The sequence below is a fragment of the Streptomyces boluensis genome, from assembly GCF_009908195.1.
GTDB classification, from domain to species: Bacteria; Actinomycetota; Actinomycetes; order Streptomycetales; family Streptomycetaceae; genus Streptomyces; species Streptomyces boluensis.
Genome location: NZ_JAAAHS010000009.1, coordinates 37909 through 50969, shown reverse-complemented (window position 1 = coordinate 50969; position 13061 = coordinate 37909). Strand labels below are relative to the sequence as shown.

The 13061-nt window shown below is 71.7% G+C and carries 13 protein-coding genes; 8 read left to right on the top strand and 5 right to left on the bottom strand.

The genetic code is table 11. From position 1 onward, the window contains the following. The first annotated feature begins 358 nt into the window (after positions 1 to 358). The 4 genes from GUY60_RS02715 to GUY60_RS02700 all read left to right on the top strand — a co-directional run bounded on the left by GUY60_RS02715 (position 359) and on the right by GUY60_RS02700 (position 5955). Positions 359 to 1828, top strand: coding sequence for a DUF7782 domain-containing protein (locus tag GUY60_RS02715; RefSeq protein WP_223178646.1), 1470 nt, complete (start codon positions 359 to 361; stop codon positions 1826 to 1828). A 224-nt stretch (positions 1829 to 2052) separates the two neighbouring features. Beyond that, positions 2053 to 3816 carry a serine/threonine-protein kinase gene (locus GUY60_RS02710; protein WP_161693334.1) on the top strand — a complete coding sequence of 588 codons (1764 nt, stop codon included), beginning with the start codon at positions 2053 to 2055 and terminating at the stop codon, positions 3814 to 3816. A gap of 78 nt (positions 3817 to 3894) precedes the next feature. Then, complete coding sequence (locus GUY60_RS02705) at positions 3895 to 4893, top strand: bifunctional lytic transglycosylase/C40 family peptidase (protein WP_161693332.1); 999 nt, start codon at positions 3895 to 3897, stop codon at positions 4891 to 4893. A gap of 342 nt (positions 4894 to 5235) precedes the next feature. Further along, a complete protein-coding gene (locus GUY60_RS02700; protein WP_161693330.1) occupies positions 5236 to 5955 on the top strand; it encodes a phosphatase PAP2 family protein in 720 nt (239 codons plus the stop codon). 40 nt (positions 5956 to 5995) lie between these two features. Here the strand turns inward: GUY60_RS02700 and GUY60_RS02695 are convergent, their stop codons facing one another. The 4 genes from GUY60_RS02695 to GUY60_RS02680 all read right to left on the bottom strand — a co-directional run bounded on the left by GUY60_RS02695 (position 5996) and on the right by GUY60_RS02680 (position 9387). Then, positions 5996 to 6643, bottom strand: a complete 648-nt coding sequence (locus GUY60_RS02695) for a sortase domain-containing protein (RefSeq protein ID WP_161693328.1) — start codon at positions 6641 to 6643, stop codon at positions 5996 to 5998. 44 nt (positions 6644 to 6687) lie between these two features. Beyond that, positions 6688 to 7389 (bottom strand): COG4315 family predicted lipoprotein, encoded by a 702-nt coding sequence (locus tag GUY60_RS02690; protein ID WP_161693326.1) that lies wholly within the window; start codon positions 7387 to 7389, stop codon positions 6688 to 6690. A 166-nt stretch (positions 7390 to 7555) separates the two neighbouring features. After that, complete coding sequence (locus GUY60_RS02685; protein WP_161693324.1) at positions 7556 to 9160, bottom strand: FAD-binding oxidoreductase; 1605 nt, start codon at positions 9158 to 9160, stop codon at positions 7556 to 7558. A gap of 62 nt (positions 9161 to 9222) precedes the next feature. Beyond that, positions 9223 to 9387 (bottom strand): hypothetical protein, encoded by a 165-nt coding sequence (locus tag GUY60_RS02680; RefSeq protein WP_161693322.1) that lies wholly within the window; start codon positions 9385 to 9387, stop codon positions 9223 to 9225. 140 nt (positions 9388 to 9527) lie between these two features. Between GUY60_RS02680 and GUY60_RS02675 the strand changes: the two genes are divergently transcribed. Next, positions 9528 to 10436 (top strand): SCO4651 family lipoprotein, encoded by a 909-nt coding sequence (locus tag GUY60_RS02675; RefSeq protein WP_161693320.1) that lies wholly within the window; start codon positions 9528 to 9530, stop codon positions 10434 to 10436. Between the two features lie 144 nt (positions 10437 to 10580). Further along, entirely contained in the window at positions 10581 to 10772 is a 192-nt protein-coding gene (locus tag GUY60_RS02670; protein ID WP_161693318.1) for a hypothetical protein, read from the top strand. A gap of 16 nt (positions 10773 to 10788) precedes the next feature. On the opposite strand, the gene GUY60_RS02665 is transcribed toward GUY60_RS02670, so the two are convergent. Next, positions 10789 to 11154 (bottom strand): metal-sensitive transcriptional regulator, encoded by a 366-nt coding sequence (locus GUY60_RS02665; RefSeq protein ID WP_161693316.1) that lies wholly within the window; start codon positions 11152 to 11154, stop codon positions 10789 to 10791. A 194-nt stretch (positions 11155 to 11348) separates the two neighbouring features. Between GUY60_RS02665 and GUY60_RS02660 the strand changes: the two genes are divergently transcribed. Together GUY60_RS02660 and GUY60_RS02655 are read left to right on the top strand one after the other, a co-directional pair. Next, positions 11349 to 11969, top strand: a complete 621-nt coding sequence (locus GUY60_RS02660; RefSeq protein ID WP_161693314.1) for a DUF47 domain-containing protein — start codon at positions 11349 to 11351, stop codon at positions 11967 to 11969. Positions 11970 to 11976: 7 nt separating this feature from the next. After that, a complete protein-coding gene (locus tag GUY60_RS02655) occupies positions 11977 to 12975 on the top strand; it encodes an inorganic phosphate transporter (RefSeq protein ID WP_161693312.1) in 999 nt (332 codons plus the stop codon). Positions 12976 to 13061 lie beyond the last annotated feature (86 nt).

Here is a 13061-nt window from a genome sequence, read left to right as displayed (position 1 = left end):
GTTCTTTGCGGTGCCGTCGACGGGCGGGCGCATGTGCGGGCCGCATATCGCGAGCCGTTCCGTGGATTTCGGGTGGTACTGGCATTACGTGACGTGGAGTCATGAATGCCTGGCTTGCCGGGGGTTCGGGAGCCGGTGCGCGACACCGGCAGTCGTTGTCCACAGGCTGTGGACAGTTCGGTGGCGGTGTGCCGAGTGGACGGCTCCGGACAAGATCCATCGCGGCGCCCTACCAGGTCACGGGGCAGAGGTGACCCAACGCGCGGGCCCGCAAGGCGATTTCATCCGGTTCGCCCATTGGCGGTAACCCAATGGCCTAAGGGTTCAGTCGCCGGGCACACCGGCCGACAACCCGACCATGATGACCACGCAGCCCCTGATCGCCCCCACCGCCGTCGCCGCCCTGCGGGACGCCCTGACGGCCCACGGCTACACGCGGGAGGGCATCGTGACGCGCGTCGGGATCGAGGCCGCCCAGGGCCTGAACCGCTACGACCCCACGCTGACCCTGCAACTGCTCGGCAAGGACGACCCGTTGGCCGTCCTCATCCAGCTTTTCATGTGCGGCCGCGCGGTACCGCTCGACGACGTCGAGCCCGCCGTCGTGCCGCTCCTGGAGTCCACCGGCGACGGCGCCGTGCGCGCCAGTGTGCATCTCCATCCGTACGACAAATGGTGGGCGATCTCCGACTTCCCGACGTTCCTGCGGCCCGATCCGCAGGACCGGCGGGCCGACGCGGTGGCGCCCATCGGTCTGGACGCGACGCTGCTGCGGCGGGCCACGCTGACCCACCGGGTGGCGTCGGCCCTCGATCTGGGCACCGGCGGCGGGGTGCAGGCGCTGCACCTGAGCGGGCAGGCGGAGCGGGTGACCGCGACCGATCTGTCGCCGCGCGCCGCCCGGTTCGCGGCGACCACGGCCGCGCTCAACGGGTTCGACTGGGAGATCCTGCAGGGCGACATGGCCCAGCCGGTCGCCGGGCGCCGCTTCGACCTGGTGGTGAGCAACCCGCCGTACGCGGTGGGCCCCGGCACCGTGCACAGCGAGCACCGGGACTCCGGGCGGCCGGGGGACGCGCTGTGCGCGGAACTCGCCGGGTCGGCCGGGGAGTTGCTGACCGAGGGCGGGCATCTGCAGTTCCGGGCGCACTGGGTGCACCGGGCCGGGGAGGACTGGCGCGAGCGGGTCGGCGGGTGGATCCCGCAGGGCGCCGGGCTCGACGCGTGGATCGTGCAGCGGTCCGTCACCGGGGTCGTGCCCTACGTCGACCAGTGGCTGGAGCTCTCCGGCGGCGAGGAGGCGCTCGGGCAGCGCGAGGCGTGGCTGCGCTGGTTCGAGACGCAGAAGATCGAGGCGATCGGCGCGGGCACCGTCGTCGTGCGCCGCTCCGGGCACCGGAACACCCTGGTACGGGTCGAGGAACTCTCGCCGGAAGCGGGCGAGTTGACCGGGGCGCAGGTCGCCGGGTGGTTCACCCGCCGGGACTGGCTGCGCGCGCACGACCCGCTCGCCGCCCGGTACGTACCGGGCCAGGGCCTGACCCTGTGGCAGCAGGCCGACCAGCGCGGCGGCACCGGCTGGGAGCTGACCCGGCAGGTCCTGAAGGTGCCGGGGGACGGCCTGAACTGGAGCGAGAGAGTCACGCCGCTCGCGGTCGCCCTGCTCGGCGGGGCGGGCCGGGAGGCCACGCTCGGCGAGCAGTTGACCCGGATCGCGGAGGCCGAGGGCGCCGATCCCGAGCGGCTCGCGGAGGCGGCCATGCCGGAGGTGACGCGGCTCGTGGAGCGGGGCGCGCTGGTGCCGGCGGAGCTGCCGGAGCCCGGGTGAAAGGCCCGGGTGAGGGGCCCGGGTGAGAGGGGCGGGGCGGCTCGCGCGCCCTCTGCGGGAACGACCCTGCACGGCCGACCCGTACGCCTCAACTGGACGAGCAGGAGCGGCGGTTGACGTACCCGTGCCCGGCCCGCGCCCCGAACCCCTGTCCATGTCCGGAGTTGATCACAACTGGGCAACCGGTCGCCGCAGGCCGGACCAGGTGTGGAAGCCTTGCGCCGGTGGACGCGCTCAAGCCTCAGGACCCGGCACACATAGGTGCTCACACCCTTCTCGCCCGCCTTGGCGCGGGCGGCATGGGGCAGGTGTACCTCGGCCGTTCGCCGGGTGGCCTGCTCGTCGCCCTCAAGGTCATCAGGGACGAGATCATCGAGCACCCGGAGGCGCTGGCCCGCTTCCGCCGGGAGGCGGAGACGGTACGCGCGGTGCGCAGCGCGTACACGGCGAACCTGATCGACGCGTCCCTGGACACGGTGCCGCTCTGGCTGGCCACGGAGTACGTGGCGGGGCCGACGTTGAGCGGGGCGGTGGCGGGGCGGGGCGCGTTCCCCGCCGAGGCCTGCCAGGGTCTCTTCGCCGCCCTGGCGGAGGCGCTGGCCAGTGTGCACGCGTACGGGGTCACGCATCGCGACCTCAAGCCGCAGAACATCATCCTGTCGGAGCGGGGCCCGCAGCTCATCGACTTCGGTATCGCGCGCGGCGCCGAGCACACCGCCCTGACCCGCACCGGAGTCGCCCCCGGCACCCCCGGTTTCACCGCGCCCGAAGTGCTGATGCGCAATGAAGTGGGCGCCGCCGCCGATGTGTTCGCCCTGGGCGCGACCCTCGCGTACGCGGCGACGGGACGGCCGCCGTTCGGTTCGGGGCCGATGGACGCGGTGTCGTACCGGGCCGTCCACGAGCCCATCGACGTGGACGGCGTGGAGCCCGCTCTGGCGGCACTCATCACGGAGTGCGCCGCGAAGGAACCCGCCGACCGGCCCGAGCCCGCCGAGATCATCCGGCGCTGCCGCGTCACCGCCACGCTCACCGGGAGCCCGTTCTACGTCGGCCTCGCGGAGCTCGGCTCGGCCGCCCCGCGCGACCTGCCGACCGCCGTGGCCGCCGGGCTCGTACCGCAGGGGCACGGCGCACCGACGCCCGCACCGACGCCCGCGCAGCCCACTGTCGGTGCCGGGCCCGTCCAGCGGCCGACCGTCGGTGCCGGGTACGTGCCGACGCTGGCCCCTGACGTCCAGGCCGTCGCCGCGCGGGGCCGCTCGCGCCGCGGGCTCTGGCTCGGGCTCGGCACGGCCACCCTGGTCGCGGGCCTCGCCACCGCCCTGGTCGTGCAGTTGCTCCCCGGCGACGAGGGCGGGAAGGGCACGGAGGCGGGCAAGGGCGGCGGCACGTCGAAGACGCCGTCGGACAAGGCCTCGGGCGGAGCCACCGGGAAGCCGCCCGCGTACATCGAGAACGACCGGATCAACCGCGACTTCTGGACCCTCTCGGAGAACGAGATGCAGGCCTCGCACGGCGTCGGCCAGTGCAGCCAGATCTCCGAGGAACGGGCGCCCGGCGCCGACCTGCAGGTCGGCGCGACCGACGCCGACGACCCGGGGAGCGCCACCGTCTCCGGCCGGGTGAAGATCCAAATGCGTATCAAATACGCCGAGTTGGAGCAGAAGAAGCCCGGTCCGTACTACGTCTCCGTCGGCGTGAAGCCCGAGCACGACATCGACATCGAGACCGGGCGTTCCTCCGGGTCGGAGAACAAGACGATCGGCTACACCAGCAAGCCGGTCGACATCTACAAGTACTGGAAGACCGGAGGGTGGGTCGAACTGACCTACCCCGACGACTTCGAGAGCCACGCCGCGGGCAAGGTCTGGCCCAGCATCCCGGTCGAGAACGACCCCGGCGACTGGACCGTGCTCTTTTACCATGTGAAGGGCAGCCCCACGGACTACGCGAGCATCTCGTGCCACGGCTTCCGCGTGGGCTGACCGGGGTTCAGTGGGGTGACGGGGCGTCACATGCCGGAAATAGCGGTGAACCCCGGCCGTGTGGGGGAGGGTTGAGTCGTGCGTAAAGTCTGGGTCGTCTCAGGAGTCGGGTTCGGGCTCGCCCTCAGCTTTGTGGCGCTGCTCGTCGTCGGTACGTACATGACGGCGGGTGGCATGGCCGGCGGGGCGGGCAAGGGAGCCGTGGGTCTCGCCAAGGGCGCGGTGCCCGCCGCGTACCAGTCGCTGGTGCAGAAGTGGGGCACCCTCTGCCCCGCCATCAACCCGGCGCTGCTCGCCGCGCAGCTGTACCAGGAGAGCGGCTGGGACCCGACCGCGGAGAGCCCCGCCGACGCGCGCGGTATCGCCCAGTTCATCCCCGGCACCTGGGCCGCCCACGGCGTCGACGGCGACAAGGACGGCGACCGCAACATCTGGGACCCCGCCGACGCGATTCCGTCAGCCGCCTCGTACGACTGCAAGTTGGCCGGATACGTGAAGGACGCCCCCGGCGATCCGACGCACAACATGCTCGCCGCGTACAACGCGGGCGCGTACGCGGTGATCAAGTACGGGGGCGTGCCGCCGTACCGCGAGACGCAGAACTACGTGAAGACGATCACCGATCTGTCGGACAGCTTCGCCCGCCCAGTGGGCCGGGTCGACCCCTCGAAGCAGGCCGCCGCGGCGATCTCCTTCGCGCAGGACCACCTGGGCGAGCCCTATCTGTGGGGCGGCGACGGGACGCCCGAGGACGGCGGGCGGTTCGACTGTTCCGGGCTCACCAAGGCCGCGTACAACACGGTCGGGGTGGAGCTGCCGCGGGTCGCCAACGACCAGTACAACGCGGGGCCGCACCCCAAGCGGGAGGAACTGCTCCCCGGCGACCTCGTGTTCTTCTCGGACGACCTGAGCAATTCGCGGGCCATCCGGCACGTCGGGATCTACGTCGGCGGCGGGTACATGATCGACGCCCCGCGCACCGGTGCCGTCATCCGCTTCACGGCCATCGACACCCCGGACTACTTCGGCGCGACCCGGGTCACCGAGGACGGGGCGAAGGCGCTCGCGATGCGGTAGCGGGAGCAGGGCGCGAGCGGCGCGGAGAGCGGTCCGGGTGGCTGGAACCATGCGCTGCGCGGCCCTTCTGAACTGCGACGTCGAGTCACTCTTCGATAACGTCTGGGTGATCTTTCGGTGGACCGTGGAACGTAGACGGGGGAACCGGTCGTTCCCTTGACTGGAGACACCAGCACCGAGAACCGGCGGATCGGCACCGATCACCGGTTTGATCAGCACCGATCACCGGTGGATCAGCACCGGAGAACCACAGCAGCACTGACCAGCTCTGAGGCACGGGGGTTGAGCGAGGGCACGCAAGGCGCGCGCCCGTGGGCGACTAGGACAAGGGGTCACGGCACCATGGCTGGACCAGAGGCTGGACCAGGGACCTCGACAGCGAACCCCGATGTCGGGCTGCTCTACGACATCAACGGCGTCGCCAAGGCCGCACCCGAGTGGGTCGACCGGCTCGTCGGCTTCGTCGGTGAGTACGGACTGCTTCTCGCCATGATCCTTCTCGTCCTCTGGTGCTGGCGCACCGTGCGGCGCGGGCCGGACGCCGAGACCTCCGTCGCCGCCCTCGTGTGGGCCCCGCTCGCCGCCGGGATCGCGGTCCTCGTGAACATCCCGATCCGTGAATTCGTGGAGCGCCGCCGCCCGTTCCTCGACCACGACGGCCTCGACGTGCTGGTCGACGGCAAGACCGACTTCTCCTTCGTCAGCGACCACGCCACGCTCGCGATGGCCCTCGGCGTCGGACTCTTCGTCGCCCACCGCAAGTTCGGCCTCATCGGTATCGGACTCGCGCTGCTCGAAGGGCTCTGCCGGGTCTACATGGGCGTGCACTACCCGACGGACGTCGTCGGCGGCTTCGCCCTCGGCACCGCCGTCACACTGCTGCTCGCGCCGATCGCGATGGCCCTGCTCACCCCCGTCACCAAGGCCGTCGCCCGCTCGCCGAGGGCCGGTTTCCTGGTACGGGCCCGCGCCCACGGCCCCGTCGTGCCGGGCGCGCTCGGCCTGCCGGGCCCGCGCACCGAGCCGACCCCGGAGTCCGACGAGAACGACCTCGCGGCCTGAGCCGTCAGCCGTCCCTCGTACGTACGGCGGCGGGGCGGCGCTACTCCGGCGCCGCATCCGTGCGTGTCTCGCGTACCGCGCTGATCACGAGATTCGAGTCCCAGTGCCCGTCGCGGCCCAGCGCGCCGCCGCAGGTGATCAGGCGCAACTGCGAGTCGCGCACCGGGCCGTAGACCTTCCGGGTCGGGAAGGACTCCGTTGGGTACGTGTCCACGGCGGTCACCCGGAACCGCACCGTCCGCCCGCCTTCGCTCCAGGTCTCCACCCGGTCGCCGGGCACCAGGCGGTCGAGGCGGGCGAAGACGGCGTCCCGGTAGCCGGGGCGCGGCGGCGCGGCCGGTGCGTCCCGGTGCCCCACGAGCACCGTGGCGCCGGAGGAACCCGGGCGGGCGCCGAGCGTGTACCAGCCGACCTTCATCGCGTCCTCGAACCCCGGCACCTCGATCGCCCCGCCCGCGTCCAGGCCGAGCGGCAGCACCTCGGCGTCCACACCGATCGCCGGGACCCGGAGCCGGACGGGCGCGGTCGCCGGGTCCGGTACGGCAGTTGAGGCCGCCCGGCGCGTGCCGCCCGAGGTGAGATCGGCGAGCGAGGCGGTCACCGCCGCCCTGACCGAACCGTCTAGCCACGGGAACTGGTGCAGCAGCAGCGCGGCCAGCAGACACAGCGCCGATGCGGAGAACAGCACCCTGATCGCGGTACGGGGACCACGCGGCGGACGGCGGTGCCGGTTCAGCTGGGGCCGTCCGCCGGGCCGGAGGCGTCGCCCCGTTCGCGGCGCCGGCGCAGCAGGGCGAGGCCGACCGTGCCCGCACCGGCCGCCACCGCGGCGGAGCCGAGGGCCAGCGGTCCGGCTTCGGGGTGCTCGTCGGCGGCGTTGCGCACCGAGTGCGGGGCGCCGCCGCCTGCCGCGCCGGACGGGGACGCTCCGTCGGACTGGGACACCGAACCGTAGGGGGCCACGGACTCGCCCGTACCGCTGCCCGGCTTCACCGCGTCGCCGTTCGCGCCGATCAGGCTCCAGCCCTTGACGTTCTGGCCCTGCGGCTCGTTCGGCTTGTCGTTCTTGAAGTAGTAGAGCGGGTGCGTCTCGTAGATGACCTGGGGCTGCTCGGTGCCCTCGGCCTTCTCCTCGGTCTGCGCGGTCTCGCCGGTGACGCCCGCGGCCTTCGTCGGATAGCCGATCGCGGCGGGCCAGTTGGCGGCGCAGTCGCCGGTGCAGCCCGGGGTGTCGGCCTTGTCGGCGTCGCGGAGGTAGAGCGGATTGCCGTCCTTGTCGGCGAGTACCTGGCCGTCCGGGGTGTCGATGAGCGTCAACTCACCTGGTTCCGTGGGCTGATCGACCGCCGCGGCACCGGGCGCGGAGACGGCGAGCAGGAGCGCGGCGGCGAGCGTGCCGAGGGTGGCTATTCGTGGTGCGGCGTGTCCGGTCATGGTCGTCCTGCCCTGAGTGGGGTCCGTGGACCTTCAGGGCAACGCCGCCGCGGCGACCGGGCAAGGCGGAGGGGGCCGTACGGGCGGAGCTCGGTCTCGACCGGCGGTCAGCGCTTGCCGTCGGCCACCGGCCGTGCTGCCCGCCCCGCTCCGCCCCGCCGTCCGCTCACAGCGCCTGCGGGAAGTCGAACAGCCGGTCCGGGTCGTACCGCTTCTTGAGCCGCGCGAGGCGTCCCGCCGCGGGGCCGTAGTACGCGCTGCGCCAGTCCTTCAGCGACGGGTCGGCGTAGTTCTGGTACGCCGAGCCCGAGGCGTACCGCCGCATCGCGGTGTGCGTGCCGTCCAGCCAGCGCCGTGCGGCGGTGCCCGAAGTACCGGCACGCCAGGCCCCGATGTACTGCGCGAGCATCCGCTGCCGACGGTGCGTGAACGCCGTCGCCGTCGGGTCGACCCGGTTGATCGCGCCGCCGAGCGCGGTCAGGGACACGCTGCCGGGACCGCCCTCCACCTGTTCGAGCCGGGTGAGCAGGGTGCGTACGCCGGCATCGGAGAGCGAGCGGGCGAAGAAGTCGGAGCGTGCCGCGTACGTCTCGCGGCCGAGCGCGCCGGCCGAGTCCCGGCCGGGGGTCGAGCCCGGCAGATGACACTGTGCGTCATCACCGAAACCCGCACACCCCGCGTACACCTCCATCGCGTCGAGGTACGAGCGGCGCTTCAGCGAGACGTTGGAGGCGGAGCCGGGGCCGCCGGGGCCGTCGGCGAGGCGGTCGACGGCGTTCTGCAGCTCGCCGTAGCCGCCGAGCGAGAACACCGCGAGGGAGACCGTGGGGGCGGAGCCGGGGGCGGCGTCCAGGTGCAGCGAGGACCAGATCTCGTCGTCCTGCTCCGGCCCCCACTTCTGCCAGGCGCTCAGCAGCGTGGCCGCCTTCCGCCAGGGCCAGGTCAGATACGCGGTGACGGCCTGCGGCGCCGGGTGCGTACGGAACCGCAGCTCCGTGACGACGCCGAAGTTGCCGTTGCCCGCGCCGCGCAGCGCCCAGAACAGGTCGGTGTTCTCGTCAGCCGAGCAGACCAGGCGGCGGCCGTCGGCGGTGATGAGCGTGGCCTGGGTGAGGCTGTCGCAGGTCAGGCCGTAGGCCCGCGAGGTGACGCCGTGGCCGCCGCCGAGGGTGAGCCCGGAGACACCGACCGAGGGGCAGGAGCCCGCGGGCACGGTGGCGCCCTTGGCGGCCAACGCCCGGTAGACGTCGATGAGTTTGGCGCCCGCGCCGACGGTCGCCGCCCCGGCGGCGGCGCGCACCGACTTCAGCCGGGACACGTCGATGATCAGCCGGTCGTCGCCGGAGGACCAACCCCCGTACGAATGGCCGCCGTTGCGTATGGATATCGGGGTCTTGGCGCGGCGCGCGAAGGACAGGGCGGTGCGGATGTCGTCCTCGTGCGCGACATAGGCGACCGCCGCGGGCTTCAGGGCGTCGTAGCGGGTGTTGTAGAGCTGCCGCGCCGAGGCCCAGTCGCTGTCGCCGGGGCGGACGAGGGAGCCGTCGAGGTCCTTCGCGAACGCGGTCCAGGCCCCGGCCGCGGGGCGGCGCGTGCGCCCGGCGCCGGCCGGCCGGGTACTGGTGCCCGCCACCTCGGCCGGAGCCGTGCCGCGCGCGTCGTCGACCGGTCCGGCCTCGCACGCCGTCGCGGCCGCGCCCAACGCCAGTGCGGCGCCTGCGGTGATGACTCTGCGTCGGTCCGTACTGCTGCGGTCCGTCCTGCGGTCCATGTCGCCTCCCGCAGGACGAGACGACGACCGCGACGTACGGGTTCCACCCCGGAGGGCCGGGCTCAGTTCCCGGCGAGGTGCTCCTCGGCGTCCGACCGTGCCTTGGAGCGGGCGCGTCTCGCCGGGCCGCGCCAGCCGCAGGTGCAGCGGGCCGTGCAGAAACGGCCCTGCTCGACGGTGCTGGTGCGGTGCTCGGCGGCCGCGGGCGGGTCCTGATGCAAAGACACGGCGTCACCGTAGCGGCCCGAGGTGAACGCGCGACACGGGCCCGGCGCCCCGCCGTGGGCGTGACGGGTTGCGGCAGCGGTCGTTAGGCGGGGCGTGAAGGGGGGCCGTGGGACGGCCCAGTGTTGGGGGTAGGCAGGCGATGGTGGCGCAGCAGCACAGGCGCGGAGGCGGGCGGGCCGCCACCGCGATGGTGAGTGGGGCTCTTGCCTCCCTGGTGTTGGCCACGACCGGGTGTTCCGGCGACGGAGCCGCGGCCGACGACCAGCACGCGGCCGACCCGGTCGACACGGTGCACCGCGCGGTCGACGCCCTGCGCGCCGTGGGCAGCGCGAAGGCGCGTACCTCGATGGAGATGGCCAGCGGCGGCACCCGGGTCACCATCAGGGGCGAGGGCGCGTACGACTTCGCGAAGCCGCTCGGGCGGCTCAAGGTGATGCTGCCGCAGGACCCGGCGGGCGTCGACGCGCACCGTCCGATCACCGAACTCCTCGCCCCCGGCGCCCTCTACATGAAGAACCGCGGCGCGGGCGTCCCCGAGGACAAGTGGGTGCGCGTCGACACCACGTCCCTCGCGGACGGCAACCTGGTGACGGGCGGCGCCACCGATCCGCTGGCCGCGGCGGAGCTGCTGCGCGGCGCGCTCGCGGTGAGCTACGTGGGCGAGACCCGGCTCGCGGGCACTCCGGTACGGCACTACCGCGGCACCACCGACATCGCGCGCGCGGCGGACCGCGCCACCGGGACGAACCGGAAGGTGCTGCTCGCGGCGGCGAAGGGCTTCGCCGAGGACACGGTGCCGTTCGACGCGTACCTCGACGACAAGGGCCGGCTCCGCAAGATCCGGCACCGCTTCAGCTTCGCCAACGACGCGAAGAACGGCAGCGGAGCGGGTGTGCGGGACGAACGCGTACGGAGAGATTCGGCCACCGCGGGGGGCGGCGACGTGATGGTCGCCTCGACCACGCTGTTGTACGGCTTCGGGGCCGCGGTGCCGGCGGAACTGCCCGCTGCCGAGGACATCTTCGCCGGCGAGATCGCCGGGCAGTAGCGCTTCCGCCGCCGTGAACGGGACTGTGCGGAGGGCGAGTTCGCGTCGCAAATAGCCCGTCCGTGCCATGCGCGGTGAGTGGCCCGGTCCCTACCCTAGGTCGACGGGGCCAGGATCCGGCGACGGCGGGAAGAGGTGAGGGGCGTGCCAGCTAGGGCCGGTAAGGCGGCGGTCCACGACCCGGTCGCCCTCGCCGAGATCGAGCTGTGCGGTGAGTTGATCATCGCGGCGTCCACCGCGGACGGGGACCGGCTCAGCGTGGACCGGATCGACGAGGTGCTGAAGGTGTACGAGGCGAAGCACCCTCGTAAGGCGAGCGGGGCCGACCCGGAGTGAGCGCGGGGCCGTGCGGTCAGGTGCGCAGCAGGCGGGCGATGGCCTTCGTCGCTTCCTCGACCTTGGCGTCGATCTCCTCGCCGCCCTTGACCGCGGCGTCCGCGACGCAGTGCCGCAGGTGCTCCTCGAGGAGCTGCAGGGCGAAGGACTGCAGGGCCTTTGTGCTGGCGGAAACCTGGGTAAGTATGTCGATGCAGTAGACGTCCTCGTCGACCATGCGCTGCAGACCGCGGACCTGGCCCTCGATCCGGCGCAGCCGCTTGAGGTGCTCGTCCTTCTGCTTGTGGTAGCCGTGCACACCGTGGTCGTGGTCGGTGATCGGGCTCTCCGCTCCGGCGGAGGGGGCCGCGTTCGCAGCCGCGCCGGCCTCGGTCGTCGTCATCGCGTCCTCCTGTTGTCCCGCAAGGGTTCGTATACCCCTGGTGGGTATATGGTACCGGATATTTCGGGTCCCCGACGGGCCCCGTGCGGATGACTCTGCCTGATGGGCGACACTGGAGGACGGCCGGTTAGCCGTGGCCGGATGATGCGCCTAGCATCAGCCTGACCGAATCCAAAGCACCCCGAGGACCCCACGTGCGCTTTCGTCTGACCCCCAGGGAGACGAGCTTCTACGACATGTTCTCCGCATCCGCGGACAACATCGTCACGGGCTCCAAGCTCCTCATGGAACTGCTCGGGGCGGACACCTCCGCCCGAGCCGAGATCGCAGAGCGGATGCGGGCCGCGGAGCACGCCGGAGACGACGCGACGCACGCGATCTTCCACCAGCTGAACTCCTCGTTCATCACGCCGTTCGACCGCGAGGACATCTACAACCTCGCGTCGTCCCTCGACGACATCATGGACTTCATGGAGGAGGCCGTCGACCTGGTCGTCCTCTACCAGGTCGAGGAGCTCCCCAAGGGCGTCGAGCAGCAGATCGAGGTGCTCTCGCGCGCTGCCGAGCTGACCGCCGAGGCCATGCCGCACCTGCGGACCATGGAGAACCTCACGGAGTACTGGATCGAGGTCAACCGCCTTGAGAACCAGGCCGACCAGATCCACCGCAAGCTGCTCGCGCACCTCTTCAACGGCAAGTACGACGCCATGGAGGTGCTGAAGCTGAAGCAGATCGTGGATGTGCTGGAAGAGGCCGCTGACGCCTTCGAGCACGTGGCGAACACTGTGGAGACCATCGCGGTCAAGGAGTCCTGACCCCTCCATGGACACCTTCGCCTTGATCGTGACCATTGGTGTCGCGCTCGGATTCACGTATACGAACGGCTTTCACGACTCCGCGAACGCCATCGCCACCTCCGTCTCCACGCGCGCGCTGACGCCGCGCGCGGCGCTGGCGATGGCCGCGGTGATGAACCTCGCCGGTGCCTTCATGGGCAGCGGGGTCGCCAAGACCGTCAGTGAGGGGATCATCGAGACCCCGCACGGCGACAAGGGCATGTGGATCCTCTTCGCCGCGCTCATCGGCGCGATCGTCTGGAACCTCATCACCTGGTACTTCGGACTGCCCTCCTCCTCGTCGCACGCGCTTTTCGGCGGCATGGTCGGCGCGGCGCTCGCGGGCGGTATCGGCGTCATCTGGTCCGGGGTGCTCGACAAGATCGTCATCCCGATGTTCCTGTCCCCGGTGGTCGGCCTCGTCGCCGGTTACCTGGTGATGTGCGCGATCATGTGGATGTTCCGCAAGTCCAACCCGCACAAGGCCAAGCGCGGCTTCCGGATCGCGCAGACCGTCTCGGCGGCCGGTATGGCGCTCGGTCACGGTCTTCAGGACGCGCAGAAGACGATGGGCATCGTGGTGATGGCGCTCGTCATCTCCGATGTGCAGAGCGCCGATGCTCCCATTCCGATCTGGGTCAAGATCGCCTGTGCGCTGATGCTCTCCGCCGGTACGTACGCGGGTGGCTGGCGGATCATGCGGACCCTCGGCCGGAAGATCATCGAGCTGGACCCGCCGCAGGGCTTCGCCGCCGAGACCACCGGTGCCGGAATCATGTTCACCACCGCGTTCATGTTCCACGCGCCGATCTCCACCACCCACGTGATCACCTCCGCGATCATGGGTGTGGGCGCGACCAAGCGTGTGAACGCTGTGCGTTGGGGCGTCGCGAAGAACATCATCCTCGGGTGGTTCATCACCATGCCGGCTGCGGCGCTGGTCGCTGCGCTGAGCTTCTGGATTGTGAACCTGGCGTTCCTGTAGGGCTCTTACCTGCCGGTCCGTTGTGGCTGGTCGCGCCCGCGCGGCGGAGCCGCAAGTGTCACAGCCCCGCGCCCCTTACGGGGCAC